We start from the raw sequence: 19,125 nt of genomic DNA, 5'->3' as shown, positions 1-19,125 counted from the left end.
AAGAATAATTTTGATTGGTCTAAGATCGATTTAGCATTTTTTTATACTTTAAAGGTATGCATGAATATGGAACTCAGGCATTTGCGTTACTTCGTCGCAGTCGTCGAAGAACAAAGTTTTACCAAGGCGGCAGAAAAACTGTTTATTGCTCAACCACCTTTAAGCAGACAGATACAAAATCTGGAACAGGAACTGGATATTCAGCTCTTTGAAAGAGGTAGCCGACCGCTTAAGACCACAGAAGCAGGTCAATTCTTCTATCAACATGCGGTTAAACTTTTGTCTAATGCGGAAGAAATCAAATCGATGACCAAGCGGATTGGTATCGCGGATCGCACCATTAGCATTGGTTTTGTTGGCTCGTTATTGTTCGGTTTGCTATCGCGTATTGTGTTTCTATTTAAGCAGCAACATCCCCAGCTCAAAATTGAGATGGTTGAAATGAATACTTCAGAGCAGATTCAGGCACTTAAAGAAGGGCGGATTGATGTCGGTTTTGGACGTTTAAGAATTTCAGATCCGGCAGTGAAACGGGTGTTACTGCGTGAAGAAAGGCTGATGGTCGCAGCACATTCCAGCCATTTTCTTTCCCATCGAGATGGCGTGAACCTGACTGAACTGGTGGATCAGCCACTCTTTTTATACCCGAATAATGGTAAGGCTAATTTTTCTACCCAGGTGCGCGGTATATTTTCCGAGTATGGGCTGGAACCGAAAAATATCCGTGCAGTCAGTGAATTGCAACTGGCGCTTGGTTTTGTGGCTGCCGGAGAGGGCGTCTGTATTGTGCCGGAAAGTGCCCAGAATATTCGTCTGGCACATTTAAACTTTATCCCTTTATTAGATGAATTTGCGGTCAGTCCGGTTTTTATGGCTATTCGTAATATGGATGAAAGTGAATATATTCGTTATCTGTTTGATGCGGTCTATCAGGTCTATGATCTTGAAGCGATTAAATATGATCGTGCTGTATTTTAATTCAGATCAATACCTGTCTGGATCTTATAGGGAATAAAGCGAATCCATATTTTAATATTGAATGAAGGTTTCATTTTTTGGATGAATATCATTAAGGCATAGTAAATAAAGCCTTTTCTTTAAGGCAGACTTTATAGGTATAGAAGCATGCCTATTCAGTTTTGGACATTTATGCACATCTTCTGCATTGTGAATCTCATAAATTGAACTTCACAATTAGGAGGTGGAGATGTCTACAAATAAAGTGAATATAAATACGCTGATTGATGAAGCAAAGTTCACGCCATTTCATTGGGGCGTCCTGATCTGGTGTTTGCTGATCATTATTTTTGACGGTTATGACCTGGTAATTTACGGCGTGGCTTTACCGCTACTGATGCAGGAATGGGCACTCAGTGCAGTACAGGCAGGCATGTTAGCCAGCACTGCCTTGTTCGGTATGATGTTTGGTGCCATGAGCTTTGGCACTTTGTCCGATAAACTGGGACGTAAAAAAACCATCATGATCTGTGTCGCGATCTTTAGTGGTTTTACGTTTATCGGTGCTTTTGCAACATCACCTGTCGAATTCGGGATTTTACGTTTTCTTGCCGGACTCGGAATTGGTGGCGTGATGCCAAACGTCGTTGCCCTGATGACGGAATACGCACCAAAAAGGATTCGCAGTACGCTGGTCGCTTTAATGTTTAGTGGCTATGCCATCGGCGGCATGACATCTGCCTTACTTGGCGCATGGCTGGTGCCACAGTTTGGCTGGAAAATCATGTTCTTACTTGCGGGTACTCCTTTACTGTTCCTGCCGATACTCTGGAAATATTTACCAGAATCGTTGATGTACCTGACCAATAAGCAGCAGACTGCTCAAGCGCAAAGCATTATCCGAAAAATCTCGCCAACTCAGATAATTGGATCTGACACCCAGTTTGTTCTGAATGAAGTGCAAAAAGGCGATGAAGCACCTTTAAAAGCATTATTCCAACAAGGCCGTACATTTAGTACCTTTATGTTCTGGTTGGCATTTTTCATGTGTCTATTAATGGTTTATGCACTAGGCAGCTGGTTACCAAAACTGATGATCCAGGCTGGATATTCACTGGGTGTCAGCATGATCTTCCTATTTGCCCTGAATATTGGCGGCATGATCGGGGCTATTGGTGGGGGTTATCTGGCAGACCGTTTCCATATCAAAAAAGTACTGACCATCATGTTTCTTTGCGGGGCAGCTTCTTTAATCCTGCTCGGTTATAACAGTCCACAATTCGTGCTTTATAGCTTAATTGCTGTGGCCGGTGCAGCGACCATTGGTTCACAAATTCTGCTTTATACCTTCGTGGCACAATATTATCCATCAACGGTGCGTTCTACCGGCATGGGTTGGGCTTCCGGAATCGGACGTATCGGTGCGATCGTTGGACCGGTATTGACAGGTGCTTTACTCACCATGAATTTACCGCATCAAATGAACTTCTTTGCAATTGCGATTCCCGGTTTGATTGCTGCGCTGGCAATTTTCCTGGTGAACTTAAAAATGTCTGTAGAAGGTCAAGCCCTTGCTACACCTGATATTCGTACTGATTCTCTCGCTGAAAAAGCAAGTTAATGGATTAAATATCAATTAATAAAGAAAACACTTCTAATGATAGAGATCGCCATCGTAAGCGGTGGTGATCTGTTGCTAGAATCGAGACGCATAATAAAAAAGTGAGTTTAGGATGAACACGGAACAATTATTTAATAATCAAACAATCACATTAAAACGCACGGTTCTGATGAGCATGATGGCAATAAGTTTAGGGGGCCTTAGCTTGTCTACCCAGGCACAAACTCCAGCTCAGTCCAATCAGCAGGAAATTGAGCAGTTGCGTCAAGAGGTTCAAGCTTTACGTGCCTTGATTGAACAGCAGCAGACTCAGACAGCTGCTGTGACTGCACCTGTAGCGGCAACGCCGGCACCTGCAAATACAGCAGTAGCTCCTACGAGCAAACCTGTGATGAAAATTGCCAGTGGGGCCGAGTTTAATTTATACGGTAATATCCGTGCCGATGCCTCTTATCAGGCTGAGGGCGGTGCAGCGACACGTATGTATAACCAGATTAATGCAGTACCTCTTGAAGGCACAGGTGAACGCAGTGATGAGTTTAAGTCTACGCTTTCAGCCACCCGTTTAGGGATGGATTTTAAAGCGCCCGTGGGTGCTGGGGATAATGCCTTAAGCGGTAAGGTTGAGGTCGATTTCCTGGGTGGAGCTGGTTTTGACAACCTGCGTATTCGCCATGCCTATATCAGCTATGCTGACTGGTTAATTGGTCAAACCTGGTCAAACTTTGCAACTCCGGACTATATACCTGAAACGGTAGATGCACTGGTTTATGCCGGTGGTTCAATTAAACGAACCCCTCAGATTCGTCATACCAGTACTTTGAGTCCAGCGACCAATCTGGTGCTTGCAGTAGAAGATCCGAAAGATGCGACCATTACGGGAATCAAACAGCGTTTACCTGCCTTAACAGCACGCTTAAACCATAAATTTGCGGATAATCTTTCTGTCAGCGCGCGTGCGATGGGGAATGAAAAACGCGTGAATGAAGATGAAAAAACTGCATGGGGTGTAGGTGTAGGTGCGAAATATGAGTTTGTTTCAGGCACCAGTCTTAAGGCAGATTATTATCATGTCAAAGGTGATAGCAGCTTTGTCTCTTACGCTAATCCTGGCGTAGTTCGAGCTCCTAATGGTGATCTTCTACAGAGTGAATTTGACTCGATTACAGTCGGTCTAACGCAGCAGTTTAATGATAAATTGCGTGGTACCGTAGGGTATGGTTATATGAATTTCGACCAAGATAATGGCTATCTTGCTGCTCCTGGTCTGACTCTAACAGCAGTGAACAAAGACCTTTGGCAGGCTTGGGCCAATGTGTTCTATAACCCTACAAAACCGCTGAGTTTTGGCCTGGAATATGTTTATGGTGAACGTGAAGCATTGGGTGCTGCACCAAATGGCAGTACAAAAGGTGAAGATAACCGAGTGAATGCCGTTGCAATTTACAGTTTCTAAGCTCTAGCGATTTACATAAGAAACTTAAAGCGTGGATGAATTAATCCACGCTTTTTGCATGATTCAGGATCACCTCTGCCAGCACATTGACAGCATTTTCTATCTCAGAGGTCCAGTCAAATGAACAGTTCAGGCGAATATAATTCTGGCTGGTATGTTCCGGTTTAAACAGCAAAGCGGGTGCAATAGCAATATTGTGCTGAATCAGCTGTTCATATAAAACCTGTCCATCCAGCTGTTCGGGCAATTTGATCCAGAGAAAATAGCCACTGGAATAATAATAAATTTCACAGACTGAATCTAAACGCGCTTTGAGTTCCTGATAAAACTTTTGCTTATACTTTTCCAGCTGCTGTCTTAAATGGCGCAAATGCTTTTCATAATGATGATGGGACAGAAAATCGACCAGTGCATTTTGTAATAGCGGACTAACAGTCAAAGTACTCATGAGCTGTAAATGCTGGATTGCATCAGAAAATGGGCCAGCGAAAACCCAGCCGACCCGCGCACCCATGCCCAAGGTTTTGGAAAATGAAGAGCAGTGCAATACCCGTTGATGCTGATCAAAATATTTCACGGAAACCGGTTTATGAGCGCCGTAATTGAGTTCCTGATAGACATCATCTTCAATCAGATATACCTGATATTCATTCAACAGTTCCGCAATTCTTTGCTTGATCTCTGAATTTACCGTAAAGCCAATCGGATTATGCACATTCAGCATCAGCCAGCAAACTTTGATCGGGTACTGTTTAAGTGCTTGTTCAAATGATTCCAGGTCAAAACCAAACTGTGGATGTTCAGGGATTGTGATGACTTGCAGGCCTAAACGTTCAGCCGCCTGCCAGGCACCATAAAAAATGGTTTGCTGGAGCAGGATAAAATCACCCGGTTGAGTCAAAGCCTGTAAAGACAGATTGAGGGCTTCCAAGGCACCAGAAGTAATGACAATGTCATCCGAAGTGCAGTTTATGCCTTGTAACTGATAGCGGTTGGCAATTAGTTGGCGTAATTCCTGATTACCCGGTGGCATATGATTTTGATGGCTATAACTGCTTTTTCTTTTGCTATGCTGCGCCAAAATCTGCATAAACCGGCTGTTATATAACAGTTCAGCATTTGGAAAAGCTGAACCAAAAGGTGCAATATTTGGAGTTTGCAGTGACTTTAAATAATTAAATACCACAGAGTTAATTTTAACTTTGGAGTTTAAGCCAATCTGTACCGCGGGTTCTTTACTGTTATAGGTTTGAGGTCGCTCCGCAATATAGTAGCCAGATTTATCTTTGGCATAGACCAATCCTTGCGATTCAAGCACCTGATAGGCATTAAGCACCGTCATCAGGCTATAGCCGGACAGTTCAGTTTGTTCCCGTAATGAAGGTAATTTGTCATGCGCCTTCCATGCGCCATTTTCAATCATCTGGCGAATATTTTGGGCTAGCTTTTCAGATTTGAACATAAGAAAATAAAATCTAAACTGTACTAATATAATCAGAATTATATTATGAATAAGTTATTAAAATATAACAAATCAAAAAAATAAGTGGCTAACTGTTATATTTTTTTAAATGAATATTGTATCTATACAGTTGATTTAGGTCTGCTGATAATAAAACTCATAACGCCAGACCAACCTATGGGTGATCATATGAATTCAGAAGACAACAAAGCACCAAAATATGCGGATAGCAGTATTTCTGATGCAGCATTCAAGAAGATGATTCTCTGGTTTGCACTTTATACTGGTTTATTCTGCCTCGGCGTTATCTTTGTAGTAAATGCAGACAAAATTATGATGAGCGGCTTTTAAAATTCTCTTCTCCCTGAACACTATCATCGCCCCAATCTAAATTGGGGCTTTTTTATGCCACACATTACCAGTTTTATTTTCTACTTTTTCTGCATCCACTCTATGACTTTGTCACAATTTGACACTCACAAAGTCAGATTTCCTTGCTAGATTCAGACTGTTTGATGATAAAAATGAATACAGGCTTTTCGCCAGCGCATCATACAGAAATAACAACGATATAGCAGATGGACAAACAACAAGGATAAAGGAGTGAAGCATGCTCGGAAATATGATGTTCCAGCCCTTACTGATCAGCAGCATGATTGAACATGCCGGTCGTTATCATGCCGATACCGAGATCATTTCTAAAAATACCGATACCAGCATTAAAAAGACCAATTGGGGAGAAATCCGGGAAAACTCGAAACGTTTTGCCAATGTATTACAGCAATTCGGTCTGACACTCGGCGACCGGGTTGCAACCATTGCCTGGAATAATCATCGACATCTAGAATCTTGGTATGCCATTTCGGGAAGTGGACTGATTTGCCATACCATTAACCCGCGGTTATTTCCGGAACAGCTGGTATTTATTATCAATGATGCTGCCGATCGAATACTGCTGTTTGATAAAACCTTTGCACCTTTAATTAAAGCCGTCAAACCGTTATTAAAAACTGTAGAACAGTATATCTGTCTGGATGCTGAAGATTCGTCGATTCGTGAAGCCATTCCGGAAGTTCAGTTTTATGACGATTTGCTTGCCCAGCAATCTGCAGAATTTGACTGGCCTGAACTGGATGAAAATACAGCAAGTTCACTGTGTTATACCTCCGGTACGACTGGAAATCCGAAAGGGGTTTTATATAGCCATCGCTCAACAGTGCTGCATAGTTATGCGATTATCATGCCGGATTCCCTGAATGTGGCAGCGCGTGACATCATGCTGCCGGTGGTACCAATGTTCCATGTCAATGCCTGGGGAACCCCATATGCCGCTGCCATGGTCGGTTGTACCTTGGTGTTGCCGGGGCCAGGCCTGGATGGAGCTAGTCTGGTTAATCTGATTGATACGTATAAAGTCTCTGTGGCTTTAGGTGTTCCGACGATCTGGCAAGGGCTGATTGCGGCTGCCCAGCAAAGTGGTTCAAAACTGGAAAGCCTGAAACGGAATGTGGTCGGTGGTTCTGCCTGTCCACCGGCTATGCTGAAAACCTTTAAAGAGCAGTTTAACTGCGAAACCATTCATGCTTGGGGGATGACTGAAACCAGTCCACTTGGTAGTGCCAATCAGCTAAAAACCAAACACCTTGATCTGGCGGATGAAGAAAAAATGCAGATTCGCTTGTCTCAAGGTCGTCCACCGTTTGGCGTTGATTTACGTTTAACCGATGAAGAAAAAGGAACCCAGGAAATTGCCCGAGATGGTGAAACCATAGGCAATCTGCAGATTAAAGGGCACTGGATCATTGATCATTATTTTGGCAAGGAAGAATCTACGCTCACAGCAGATGGATGGTTTGATACCGGAGATATTGCTACCTTAAATGAAGATGGATTTATGAAGCTGTGTGACCGTTCCAAAGATCTGATCAAGTCAGGCGGTGAATGGATCTCTTCAGTCGATCTTGAAAATATGGCGATGGGACATCCTGAAATTGCCATGGCTGCCGTGATTGCGGCACAGCATCCTAAATGGGATGAGCGTCCCGTTCTGATTGCGATTAAAAAGCCAGAGAGTCATGTGAGTGAAGCTGAAATGCTGGATTACTATGCGGACAAGGTCGCTAAATGGCAAATTCCGGATCGCGTGATCTTTGTAGATTCTATTCCGTTAAGTGGAACCGGCAAGATGCTGAAAAAAGACCTGCGTGAACTTTATGGCTCTATCTTGCTGGAACAGGCCGTAGGTTAAGCTATTTCTTTAAAAGGTAAAATTTTGCCTTTTTAACTCACCGAATATTTAAAACAGAAACTGATCTCTTATATAGAGGTCAGTTTTTTTATATGTTTTTGCTAAAAATATACAGACCAAAAAAGCAATTTATTCAGTTCATACAGTTTTAACAGCACTTTCTGGCTAGGATTGTCTTACAAAAAGTCCAACTATGGTTTCTAAGCACATAATTTGACCTACATTGACATGGTGTGAGCTTCAAAATTCTTTATTCTGGACTACATAATAAATAGACAGTTGTACATTAATGCTGTCTGCGGAATAGAGGGGATAAAAATGACAAGTATGACAACCTACAAGCCGCATTGGATTCGTGAAGATTTCATTGATTTTGTTGGTGAAAAAATCCATCCAACCTGGGCACTCAAAAAAGTCAAAGCATCGGTCGTGAATATTCAGGCGGTTAGCCCAGACTTTTTCAAAATCCAGTTACGTCCAAATTATAACTTTAACCGCGGATCATTTCAGGCCGGTCAAAATATCGCGGTGACTCTGCGTCTGGATGGAGTACGTCATCAACGTCATTATTCTATCGTGACCATTTTAAAAAATGGTGATGTGATTATTGCAGTCAAGCAGCAAGGTAAAGTGTCGCGTGCCCTAACTTTATTGCAACTAGGTGCAGTGGTCGAGCTGTCTCAGCCACAGGGCGAATTTACCTTATTAAACTCTCCTAAACCGATTCTGTTTCTGGCATCAGGCAGTGGCATTACTGCAATTTATTCCTTATTGCAAAAAGCAGTCGTGCAGTTTCAGCATCCGATTGATCTAATCTATTTCACCCGTGATGATGCATTTCATGCCGAGATCAAAACCTTGGCGTTGATGCATCCTCATCTGAAATATCATCATTTTAATACAGTCGAGCATAAGCAACATCTGAGCCAGCAATTGCTAAACAAGCTGGTACCAGACTTTGAACAGCGTGAAATCTATGCCTGTGGTTCAGCGGGAATGATGAAAACTGCACTCAAAATTGCCGATAAACTGGCGGTGAAATCCAGCTTCCATTCTGAATATTTCCAGATTGCGATGGATGAAAAAGTGAAAGCACAGCCTGTACAGTTTTTAAGATCGCAGCAGGAATTCCAGGCAGAATCTAATCTGCTGGAAAGTGCAGAGCAGGCGGGTCTTCGTCCAGCGCATGGTTGCCGTATGGGCATTTGTAATACTTGCTCATGTACCAAAGTCAGCGGTTCAGTTAAAAACATGCTGACGGGTGAGATCGACCACGGCAGCAATACTCCAATCAAACTTTGTATTTCACAGGCCGTCAGTCCTGTGGTGATTAATTTATAAGCTATTTCAACCATTACTAAACGAATAAGAAGGTGCTCCCATGAATATGCAAATTGATTTTAAAAAACACAGTAAATCTCAATTTCTAAGCCCGGAACAGGTTGAAGAGTTCGGTGCCAAGGTTGATGCTATCCGCCGTGAAGTAATGGAAGATTTGGGCGAAAAAGACGCAGAATATATTTATAAAATCCGTAATTTTGTACGTTATAGCGAGATTGCTTCCCGTGGCATGCTGATGGTCGCAGGCTGGTTGCCACCGGTCTGGTTAGCGGGAACAGGCTTATTGGGTATCTCGAAAATCGTGGAAAATATGGAACTTGGCCATAATGTGATGCACGGCCAGTTCGACTGGATGAATGATCCGAGTCTGAATGGTTCGACTTATGATTGGGATACTATTTCCACTGGGGATGACTGGAAATACACGCATAATTATATTCACCACACGTATACTAATATTGTCGGTATGGATCATGATGTCGGTTATGGTCTGACCCGTGTCAGTGAATCTCAGCCGTGGGAACTACGTTTTATCTGGAATATTCCTTTAACCATTCAGTTGATGGTGTTCTTTGAATGGTATGTGGGTGTACAGCGTTTGCATCTGGAAGATGTAATTGCCTATAAAACCAAAACCTGGAAACAGGTCTGGGAAGAAGCAGCACCTTTACGCAAAAAAATGCGCCGTCAGGTTCTGAAAGATTATGTATTTTTCCCGATTATTGCTGGCCCAAATGCCATTCCAGTATTTACTGGGAATGCGGTTGCCAATGTGATTCGTAGCCTATGGGCGTCTGCGGTGATCTTTAATGGACATTTCACTGAAGATGCAGAAACCTTTGAAATGGACAATACCGACAATGAAACCCGTGCGGAATGGTATCTGCGTCAGATCCGTGGTTCGAGCAACTTCAGTGGCGCGAACTGGTTGCATATTCTGAGTGGGAATTTAAGCCATCAGATTGAGCATCATCTGTTCCCAGATATGCCAGCAAACCGTTATGCTGAAGTTGCACCAAAAATCAAAGCCTTATGCGCTGAGTATGGGGTTCACTATAACGAAGCCAGCTTTATGAAACAGTTCTCGACTGTATGGGTCAGACTGGCGAAATGCTCACTACCAAATGAATGGAATCAGCAAATTGCAGAAAAAACTCACGCAGTTAAATCGGTGTTTCGTTACTTTAAATCCAAACTTGTAAATTAATTTTTTAAGGTTTCTCTATTATCCAGTTTGGTACTCCTCAATAGATTTGGATGGTCTATTGAGGATTTTTTTATCTGTTAAAAAGTGGTCAGTTCACACGAATTTATGAATGAAATATGAAGATGATTTTCAAAAAATGACGAAGGCGGGACAGATTTACTACCGCTGAAACGCTTCGCCTACAAGCTAAGCGTTTACCTCAAGGAGGTTCTTTTTATAATGGCCGCGTTCTATCATTCAAGGTCTCAGTTTTGAAATATCTTAAATATTTTTCAGGCATCTCACTGTTATTGCTGTTAACCGCGTGTAATTCCCCAGAAACTCCAGCACCAGATTATCAGGGGAACTGGAAAAATACACTGGAAAATCCAAAATTGGAAAATATCCTGGTGATTTCCAAAAATGGTGAAAACTATTTCATTACCAATACCATTAAAGACAAAGAAAGCGGCAAAACCGACAAGAAAAATCCGATGCCAGCTTCAGTCGCTGATAATGGTCTGCTTCAGATTAATTCAGGTACAGGTGTCGTTGATTTCGCGATTGACGAAAAAACTGGCAATCTGGTCGGCTCAGGCTCCGTCTATAAAAAAGCCAAATAATGCTCTAATCTAATCAATTCAGAGATAACACGAAAAATGCCATGATCAGAAAGGATTCATGGCATTTTTTTAATTCACCAATTTTATGAGACCAGCAAAATCTTCTACAAAATAATCTGCCTTGGCTTTGATCAAATCCATTTCATGCGCAGAATACTGGTCGTAAATTGCAACGACATCAATTCCCGCATTGTTGGCAGCTTCCACCCCAATTAAAGAGTCTTCAACAATCAGGCAATCTTTAGCCTCAATTTCAAAATGCTGGAGCGCATTTAAATACACTTCTGGATGCGGTTTGATATTCTCAACATTTTCACGAGTCAAAATAATCGCAAAATCATCATCAAAACTGATTTTCTGATTAATCTTCTGGTTATTGTCCTGATAACGCTGCACATTGAATAAACTAGTGGTAGTCGTGAGTGCCAATTGTATCCCTTACTGTTTTAAGGCTTGAATCAGCAGCTCAGCTTGCGGTTTGAGTTCTATCACATGATCCAGAAAATGCCGTGAAATATGATAACGACGGTTTTTAACCTCTTCCTTGCTGGGTTCAAAACCATATAGCTCTTTTAAATAGCCACAATATTCCAGATAAGGATCGGGCATATGTCTAAAGGCTTTCAGTTGCAGGTCACGCTGTTGCTGAATCTGATCCAGACCGATTTCGATCCCCGACAATTCCTGAATCAGGGCAGCATCGACCTGGTTCCAGATTCCCACTGAATCAATCAAGGTTCCATCCAGGTCAAAACATACCAGCTTTTTATCTTTAAACATGTCACCCCCATTTTTCTTTCACCACCATTATCCCGTTTTTAGAAAGAGATAAAAAGTCCAGTTTGGGTGCATATCCAGTCTGTATTTATCATTAAATTCCTAAAATGAACTTATTTTGAGCATTCTAAGTATTACTCATAATAAAAATCGTAATACTAAATTGGCACAGCATTTGAATTTATCTACACCTCCTAATTTGAATATTTATTTTTTATAAGAAACAACTTGCTGGTTACTTTTTGTTACCTAACGGTTACATAAGAAAACCTAAAACTATTTAATTTAGTCTTTATTGATCAATTTATAGTCAGAACTATTTCATATCTTTACATCGGTTTATTTAATCTCTTATTTTCTTTAAGGTATTGTCCACTTCTTAACTCATTGAATTATAAAAGGGGAGCAATGCTAGAATTTAAAAATCAAATCGTACACGGCGCAATTTTCGATATGGATGGAACCATGTTTGATACTGAACGCTTGCGCTTTCAAACCTTGCAACAGGCTTCACGTGAGCTGATCGGCGTCGAATTTTCTGAAAACTATTTAATGCAGTGTTTGGGCTTAAGTGCCCGTAGTGCCGAGCAGCTGGCCAAAGAGCGTTATGGACAAGATGTTCCTTATGCCGAGATCCGCCAGCGCGCCGATGTACTGGAACTAGAACATGTACGCAATTATGGTGTTCCAATTAAAAAAGGTTTATTACAGGTGTTGGAACGCCTACGCAAGGCGGGCCTAAAAATGGCTGTGGCGACTTCGAGTCGACGTGCCATTGCGGAAGAATATCTGATCAATGCCAATGTCTATAAATTTTTTGATGTGCTGGTGTGTGGTGATGAGATTAAACAGGGGAAACCTCATCCAGAAATTTTTATCAGCGCAGCCGAAAAAATCAATTTAAGTCCGGCTCAATGCCTGATGTTTGAAGATTCCGAAAATGGCCTGCGATCTGCTTATGATGCAGGTGGTATGACGGTACTTTTCAAAGACATTAAAACACCGAATGAATCGATGCTGGCACAAGCCCAGTATTATTATGAAACGATGGAAGATTTTCTGATAGATCTGAACCAGTTTGTTCCGGTTTTGGAAATGCCTGAACTTGAGACTGCATTTCCGCAAACGCTGAATCAGTTAACGGTCGGGATTCACGGTTTCGGTGCGATTGGTGGTGGTTATTTGGCTCAGGTGTTATCACACTGGGATGGATATACCCGTCCACGGAAAATTATTGCCTCGACCCGTAATCCACTCTATCAATCTGCCGTAAATGCGTTTGGCACTTATTGCATTCGTTATGGTCAAAACTCTTTTGACCAGCGTATTGAGAATATGAGTGTGATTGATGCACATGATCTGGAGCAAATGCAGAACATGTATATTGAATCCAGTCTGGTGGCAGTCTGTGTTCCTGAGGAAGCTCTGGTTTCTGAAGCAGAAGTAATTGCACAGGGTTTATATGCGCGATACTTGGCCTACGAGCAGCAGGAACAGCCGCTGACGCTGTTAATTATCCTGAATAAAATCGGGGCCAAACAGCTGGTGATGCAGCAGATTCTGAGCCGTCTGAAACAGATTACGGATGAACAGACAGCGCAGCACATTATGGATCAGCATTATTTCTGTGACACAGTGGTGAACCGTATGGTCTCCAAACTGTCCGACCAGAAACTGTACCGTCAGCTGCGCATCAAATACAACATGTTCAAGCAGTATCAGCTGGATGAAGATCTGTCCGTAGTGGATCTGGATGATTCTACAGCCCTGAATGCAGAGCAGGAACATCAGGCTGGCTTGTATATTGAAGACCTGCGCCGTAATTTCCAGCCAAGTCATATCCTGCAGTCGATGGACCTGATTCTGTTTAATGCCGAAACGGATATGCCAATCTATGTGGAAAATAACAGTCCATTATTGGCTAAAATGCGCCAAATGATTCTGGTAGATGATATTGCCAATATCCAGCTGATTAAAAACCGCTTATGGAATGGTGTGCATGCGATGATGGCCTGGTATGCCAGCCTGCGCGGTCATCAGACCATTGGCGTGGCCATGTCAGATCATGCGGTCAGAAAATTCATGCAGCAGGCCTTAGCGCAGGTGAAGCATGGTCTCTGTTACCAGATTCCTAAGCATGCTTCAGATCTGGAACGTCTGGCACAAAGTTTTACTGAATCCTGTGCCTATGCTTATCAGGACCCATGTGCACGTGTAGGGCGTGAACCCTTAAGAAAGCTGAAACACAATGAACGGGTTATGGGGTCATTATCGACCTTGCTTAAATATAGCTTGCCATTTGATGTGGTTTTAAAAGGCGCAGTGTTGGGTTATATCTATGCTCTGGAACAGGGTGAATGCGAGCAGCAGGAACTGTTGATGCATTTACAGATCCAGTTAAAACATATGGCATTAGAACCGCAGCTATATGAGACCTTGTATGATGAAATGTCACAATTCATCAATCAGATTATTGCTGGAAAATTATCCTTGCAAAAATTCATGCAACTGGATTTGCAGCAAGCGCTCAGCTAAATATCAGCAGTAAATAAAAAGACCCAGAACGATTCTGGGTCTTTTTTTATGGAAGTTTATAAATTTATAATTTATACAGTCGTGGATTCTTGCTGATAAATACAGGATTGGGCAATCTGTCGCTGATCATCTGCGGACAGATCAATATTTTCCCATTTTTCCATCTGCCCCAATAACCAGATAAAATCGGTGAATTGAGGCTCAACATTTTCACCTGCAAGGTTACGGATAATATTCTGAATCTTATGGAAGTCATAAACGTGTCGAGAAGCTGAACATTCAAACTGGATAATCTGATAATCCACCAGCATATTCCAAACTTCAGAAAGATCCGTAGCATGCTTTAAATCCATCTGGGCTTTATTTACAGCTGCGACTAAGGCCTCTACAGTCAGTGGATGCAACTCGCCCCATTCCTGAGTTATTGCCAGCACTTTGTCTGCCACTTTAGGAATGACATTCTGACTGGCTGCAACAATCAGGCTATAACCTTCAAGCTTGGCCTGAATATTCCATGGCTCACCCACACAAAAACCATCAAAAATCTGTGCTGCAATCCCTTTGACCATCAAAGGGGGAGGTGAGGTCTTGAGCAATATATTTTTAGCATATTGCGCATCAGTTAAAGCCAACCATTCTCTTAAACAGTAATGATGAATGGAGTATTTATAAACATGAGCCAGACCTACTTTATGTTGCTGCTTTAAGGCACTGACCAGCTTTTGTGACGTGATCTGTTCATTATCTTCAGGATGAATGCCCAGTTCATAACACAAATCCTGTCTTAAGCTGATAAATGCCTGATTGATACTGAGTACTAATGGAGTCTGCAAAGCGACTTGTAACTGGTCTGCGCCCAAAGCAGCTGCGGGAAGCATGGCAGACAGGCAATGGGCTGCATCCAGAAAGCCATAGGCCAGACGGTCGCGTAAGCTGGACCAGGATGCTTCACGGATCAGATTTACCTTTAAACCCTGTTCAGTAAAATAACCTTGTCGCTCCGCCCAAAGAATGGCAACACAATCAAGCAGTGGAATATAGCCAATATTGAGTTCTGTTTTTTCTAATGTTGTCATTGAATGCTCCTTATTGGCCGGATAACAGTTTTTGTGCATCAAGTAAGCGCCTTGCCATATCGCCAATGGTAATCCGGTGACTCATGGCATTTTTGCGCAACAGGGCAAATGCTTCTTCTTCGCTCAGTCCATGTAGCTGGATCAGCAGGACTTTGGCTTTATCAATATCCCTGCGATCACTTAATTTTTCCTGAGTTTCCTTCAGGTCGTGTAACAGTTTTTTATGTTTCTGGAATTGTTCAATCGATATTTCCAGAATATTTTCCAGTTTGGTTGGATCAATCCCGTCCACAATATATGCCGTGACTCCGGCATCAATGGCATTTCTGATGGTGTCCTTGTTGGAATTTTGGGTAAATAGAACCGTAGGTAATTCATACTGACTCACGCAGCTTTCGATAATATCGCGATGAGGATGATCCATATTTAACAGAATGACATCGGCATGCAGGCTTTTGATATCAACAATGTTGAGGTCATTCAGAATGACACAAGCCACCACATGAAAATCATGCGCAAGTAAAGAAGCCTGAATAAATTCAGCGCGTTCTGGATCATCATCAATCAGGGCAATTCGTAATTTAGACATGCAAGATTTTTAACTAGTACATCGGGGAATATTCTATGAGGACTTATGCAAAAAACATACCATGCAATTTGGTGCAAAAAATCAGGAGATCAGGTTAAAAGTGTCATAAAAATAGTGCAGAGGAACTTAAAAGGCCGAATTAACCTGACTAAAATAAGGCGTTGTTGAAATAATCGCACTAAAATAAGGAGTTTTAAGGCAATAAAGAATATAAAAATTACCGCTTAGATCAATTTTAATTTCATCAAGATGATCGGGAAAAATAAAAAAATCAAATATAGATAAAAATATTGGAATAATAATTGCTTATTTTTAATCCACTATAAATAAAAAGGTGGAATAGACATGAAATTAAAACTTATACCATCACTGCTAGTAATAAGCAGTCTTTTGATGGCGGGTAATGTGATGGCAGAAGATGGTGGTTTACGTTTTACCGAGAAAACTCTGGCCAAAGTGGCAGAAATGAAAACCAAGAAAAAATCAGCTGAAACCCAGCAAGCTGTACCATTACAAGCACAAGTAATCGAAAATGCCTCTAAATAAAATAATAGCCAGAATACATGAAGAAACTCTCCAGCAGGAGGGTTTCTTTTTTGGGCTGAAATCTATAAGCCATAGTTCAAAAAATAAGAATTCTATTTTCTAGTTATGACTAAGATTTTGGTCTAGAAACCTGTCTATTAAACTGATCTTGATGAATCAGAATATTGTTTATATCTTCAAAATTTTTAATTTAAATCACTTTTTGCCAACTCGAATTAGATGGTTACAAGAAAAAAATACATATCTATAAATTACAAATACTTAATAAATTAGATGTCAGAACTTGTATGAATCTGTCTGTGATCTTGTAAAGTACTGACAGATTTTTTGTATAGAAAAAATTAAAAATATTGCCGCACCAGTCAGATATTTTGGCAGAAAATATCTGCTTAATTTTACATGCTTCATTTATGCTACAGCTTAAATTTTTAAGCCAAGTCCTAAAGCAGATCAGGATCACTTATACAGGATTGTATAAATTCGCCATGAATATGACAAAAATCCCTCTCAAGAAAAATCCGCTTAGCCTGATGATACTGTCGGCATTTTCAGGCCATCTTTATGCTGAAACTACGCTAGCACAGGATAGTGTTCAGCAACTGGAAACTATTGTGGTGACCACTGAGCAAAATACAAATTCCCAGCAACAGACTGCGGCCGAACTTGCCAGCGTTTCGGGAGGAACCAATTTTATTTCAGATCAGCAGCTCGAACATCAGCGTCTGGGAACCATTGCTGACGTCTTCCGTCTCCAGCCCGGCATTTATGCCCAATCGCCGGGCAATGAAGGAGCCAAAATTTCTATCCGTGGTTCTGGCATTAACCGTACTTCTGGTGCACATGCATCCGGAACTTATGTCATGATCGATGATATTCCCTTTACCGGACCGGGTGGTACAGCTTATGAACTGCTTGAACCATGGTGGATTGATCATGTTGAGGTGTACCGTGGTGCCAATGGTTTAAAACAGGGCGGATTGTCCTTAGGTGGAACAGTTAATTATAAAAGTAAGACTGGTGCAGAGCAGAATGGCTCTGAATTAAAATATGAAACGGGTAGCCATGGCTATCAGAAATACCAGTTTAGTACTGGCCGACAACTCGATAAGTTAGATTATTATCTGACAGTAACGGGTTCACAGTTTGATGGGATTCAGGATCATGCCGAAGGTGATGGTAAAGGTCTAGCTTTTAATCTGGGTTATCAGATCAGTCCAGATATTGAGACCCGCTTTTATGCCCGTTACCGTGAAAGCAAACATTTAACGCCAGGGCGCATTACCCAGGAACAGCTCAAGAATAATCCTGAAGCAGCCAATGATTTTAATCTGGCTGTAGATGCCAAGCGGATTCAACCGGGCAGTACCTGGCTGGCAAATACTACCACTTGGAACTTGCAGGATGATGCCAAACTGACCGGTAGTCTGGCTTATCACCATTATCCATTGGATCTACGTGAAAGTAGTTATCGTACCAATGTCGATTATGAGGATATTAGTGCGCGGGTTCAGTATGAGAAACCTTATCAGTTATTCGGTCTTGAACATCAAGGAAAAGTTGCTTTTCGAAGTACCACGCACCGTCCGAATAGTGGTGTAACCGAAACAATTCGACGCGATACTACAATTGATGGCACGCTTTATCCGGCAGATACCGTAACACGCCGTTATACTTATCGTGGTTCAGACAATGTGCTGCAATTTGATCAGGAAACTCAGTTGAATGATCAGTTTAAGCTTGATCTAGGATTGGCAGCAGCCTATACCCACCGTGAGAGTGAAGTGACTTATCCTGTGGCTAGTCCTGAAGTTAGCCGCTATGAATGGAATTTCGCCCCGCGTATTGGCCTGACTTATCAGCCAAATGAAACACTACAATGGTTTGCCAATTTAAGCCGTAGTATTGAACCGGCACATCCATGGGCGATGGCATGGTCTTCGCCATACTATTTTGACACTGGTGTCGCTTCAGGGCGGGTACGTGAACCTATTTATCTGGACACGCAAACTGCAAATACTTTAGAACTGGGTGGCCGGGGTCAGTCAGCCTGGGGTGATTGGGCACTGAGCTACTATTATTCCAAAGTTAAAAACGAGTTATTAACCTCAGAGTTGATCAAAACCTATGAGGATGGATCGGAACGACCTTCTGAACCAATTGCTGTAGAATCCAATGCAACTCCCACCCTTCATCAAGGTGTAGAACTCAGTCTGGATACACCATTGTATGCATCACAGCAGGGTGAACTTCGCCTACGACAGGCTTATACCTTGAGTGATTTCCAGTATAAAAACGATCCTTTATTTGGCAAAAACCAGTTACCGGGAATTCCAAAACACCTTTATCAGGCACAGCTCAGTTATGCCTTGAATAACGGTCTTTATGTGGGTCTAAATACAGAATATGCATCGAAGATGGCGCATGATTATGCCAATAGCCGCTTTAGTGATGATTATCAGATTTGGGGTATTGATCTGGGATATGCGCCAGAAGATCAGTCATGGAGTGCCTGGGTTAACTTCAAGAACATCACCGATGAAAAATATGCAGCAGTGGTGATTCCAGGTCTTAATGATAATGGGAAAGATGAAGCACGATCTTCACCGGGTGAAGGCTTTTCGACCTATGCAGGCGTGTCGTTTAAATTTTAAAATCATCACTTCATAAAAAAAGCGGGCATTTTACCCGCTTTTTTATCCTGTCAGCTT

Annotated in this window: 14 protein-coding genes and 1 pseudogene; 11 read left to right on the top strand and 4 right to left on the bottom strand. The window is 41.9% G+C overall.

What is annotated here, in order from left to right; all coding sequences use genetic code 11:
• Positions 1 to 66: 66 nt before the first annotated feature.
• From FTV18_RS07745 to FTV18_RS07735, 3 genes are all read left to right on the top strand, one after another.
• Positions 67 to 978, top strand: coding sequence for a LysR family transcriptional regulator (locus FTV18_RS07745; protein ID WP_166138516.1), 912 nt, complete (start codon positions 67 to 69; stop codon positions 976 to 978).
• A gap of 229 nt (positions 979 to 1,207) precedes the next feature.
• A complete protein-coding gene (locus tag FTV18_RS07740) occupies positions 1,208 to 2,578 on the top strand; it encodes an MFS transporter (protein WP_180017343.1) in 1,371 nt (456 codons plus the stop codon).
• A 112-nt stretch (positions 2,579 to 2,690) separates the two neighbouring features.
• Positions 2,691 to 4,034 (top strand): DcaP family trimeric outer membrane transporter, encoded by a 1,344-nt coding sequence (locus FTV18_RS07735; RefSeq protein WP_180017341.1) that lies wholly within the window; start codon positions 2,691 to 2,693, stop codon positions 4,032 to 4,034.
• A gap of 40 nt (positions 4,035 to 4,074) precedes the next feature.
• Here the strand turns inward: FTV18_RS07735 and FTV18_RS07730 are convergent, their stop codons facing one another.
• Positions 4,075 to 5,496 carry a PLP-dependent aminotransferase family protein gene (locus FTV18_RS07730; protein ID WP_180017339.1) on the bottom strand — a complete coding sequence of 474 codons (1,422 nt, stop codon included), beginning with the start codon at positions 5,494 to 5,496 and terminating at the stop codon, positions 4,075 to 4,077.
• A 189-nt stretch (positions 5,497 to 5,685) separates the two neighbouring features.
• Between FTV18_RS07730 and FTV18_RS07725 the strand changes: the two genes are divergently transcribed.
• The 5 genes from FTV18_RS07725 to FTV18_RS07705 all read left to right on the top strand — a co-directional run bounded on the left by FTV18_RS07725 (position 5,686) and on the right by FTV18_RS07705 (position 10,894).
• A complete protein-coding gene (locus tag FTV18_RS07725) occupies positions 5,686 to 5,847 on the top strand; it encodes a hypothetical protein (protein ID WP_166138668.1) in 162 nt (53 codons plus the stop codon).
• A 259-nt stretch (positions 5,848 to 6,106) separates the two neighbouring features.
• A complete protein-coding gene (locus tag FTV18_RS07720; protein WP_180017337.1) occupies positions 6,107 to 7,744 on the top strand; it encodes a long-chain-fatty-acid--CoA ligase in 1,638 nt (545 codons plus the stop codon).
• Positions 7,745 to 8,062: 318 nt separating this feature from the next.
• Positions 8,063 to 9,085 carry a flavin reductase family protein gene (locus FTV18_RS07715; RefSeq protein WP_180002026.1) on the top strand — a complete coding sequence of 341 codons (1,023 nt, stop codon included), beginning with the start codon at positions 8,063 to 8,065 and terminating at the stop codon, positions 9,083 to 9,085.
• 40 nt (positions 9,086 to 9,125) lie between these two features.
• Complete coding sequence (locus tag FTV18_RS07710; protein WP_180017335.1) at positions 9,126 to 10,292, top strand: acyl-CoA desaturase; 1,167 nt, start codon at positions 9,126 to 9,128, stop codon at positions 10,290 to 10,292.
• Positions 10,293 to 10,543: 251 nt separating this feature from the next.
• A complete protein-coding gene (locus FTV18_RS07705; protein WP_180017333.1) occupies positions 10,544 to 10,894 on the top strand; it encodes a hypothetical protein in 351 nt (116 codons plus the stop codon).
• Positions 10,895 to 10,963: 69 nt separating this feature from the next.
• On the opposite strand, the pseudogene FTV18_RS07700 reads toward FTV18_RS07705, so the two are convergent.
• Positions 10,964 to 11,674: pseudogene (locus tag FTV18_RS07700) on the bottom strand (HAD family hydrolase).
• Between the two features lie 405 nt (positions 11,675 to 12,079).
• Between FTV18_RS07700 and mtlD the strand changes: the two are divergent.
• On the top strand, positions 12,080 to 14,206 hold the full coding sequence (gene mtlD, locus FTV18_RS07695) for a bifunctional mannitol-1-phosphate dehydrogenase/phosphatase (RefSeq protein ID WP_180017332.1): 2,127 nt from the start codon (positions 12,080 to 12,082) through the stop codon (positions 14,204 to 14,206).
• A 71-nt stretch (positions 14,207 to 14,277) separates the two neighbouring features.
• On the opposite strand, the gene FTV18_RS07690 is transcribed toward mtlD, so the two are convergent.
• Positions 14,278 to 15,282 (bottom strand): ABC transporter substrate-binding protein, encoded by a 1,005-nt coding sequence (locus FTV18_RS07690; protein WP_180017329.1) that lies wholly within the window; start codon positions 15,280 to 15,282, stop codon positions 14,278 to 14,280.
• Positions 15,283 to 15,292: 10 nt separating this feature from the next.
• Positions 15,293 to 15,871 carry an ANTAR domain-containing response regulator gene (locus tag FTV18_RS07685; protein WP_004785667.1) on the bottom strand — a complete coding sequence of 193 codons (579 nt, stop codon included), beginning with the start codon at positions 15,869 to 15,871 and terminating at the stop codon, positions 15,293 to 15,295.
• A gap of 393 nt (positions 15,872 to 16,264) precedes the next feature.
• Between FTV18_RS07685 and FTV18_RS07680 the strand changes: the two genes are divergently transcribed.
• Positions 16,265 to 16,417 (top strand): hypothetical protein, encoded by a 153-nt coding sequence (locus FTV18_RS07680; RefSeq protein ID WP_180002021.1) that lies wholly within the window; start codon positions 16,265 to 16,267, stop codon positions 16,415 to 16,417.
• Between the two features lie 485 nt (positions 16,418 to 16,902).
• The gene (locus FTV18_RS07675; RefSeq protein ID WP_180017327.1) at positions 16,903 to 19,068 is read left to right on the top strand and encodes a TonB-dependent receptor domain-containing protein; all 2,166 of its coding nucleotides are present in this window, start codon (positions 16,903 to 16,905) and stop codon (positions 19,066 to 19,068) included.
• Positions 19,069 to 19,125: the final 57 nt, after the last annotated feature.

It is taken from the genome of Acinetobacter sp. YH12241, assembly GCF_013417535.1.
In the GTDB taxonomy this organism is placed as follows: Bacteria; Pseudomonadota; Gammaproteobacteria; order Pseudomonadales; family Moraxellaceae; genus Acinetobacter.
This window is presented reverse-complemented; position numbering and strand designations above follow the sequence as displayed.